The 439-nt window shown below is 58.8% G+C and carries 1 protein-coding gene; it reads left to right on the forward strand.

The window, feature by feature from the left end; translation table 11 throughout:
• Positions 1–342: S26 family signal peptidase (locus B4F73_RS12270; protein WP_290483402.1), on the forward strand; the 342-nt coding region annotated here is incomplete at its 5' end.
• Positions 343–439: the final 97 nt, after the last annotated feature.

Below are 439 nucleotides of genomic sequence, written 5' to 3' on the forward strand. Positions count from 1 at the left end.
TGGGTCGTCGTCTCAGCCAGAAGCGATGACGCGCAGTGGGCTCAGACCCAAGGATTTGTCGGGCGGGATTGGCCTTTATTGAAGCAGATTGCAGGGCTGCCCGGCGATGAAATCTGCCGTTGGGACACGCAGCTTCTGATCAATGGAAAAGTCGGGGGAGAGGCGCGATTGCGAGACTCTTCGGGGCGGGATTTGCCGTCCTGGGAGGGCTGTATGGTGCTTGGGCAAGACCAGCTCTTCCTGATGAATGCGCACCCGGACTCCCTCGATGGACGCTATTTCGGACCCGTTGAAATCCATGATCTCGTTGGCGTGGCGCGTCTGATCCTTGCTTGGCGGTGATCAGAGATGGCGGCGTATTCCGGCATATGGCGGCAATTTGCGGCGAAAGGTGGCATGGGATGGGCCAGCGAACCCGAACGGGCAAGATTAAAGGATG

This window comes from Hyphomonas sp. UBA3601, from assembly GCF_002375605.1.
GTDB lineage: Bacteria > Pseudomonadota > Alphaproteobacteria > Caulobacterales > Hyphomonadaceae > Hyphomonas.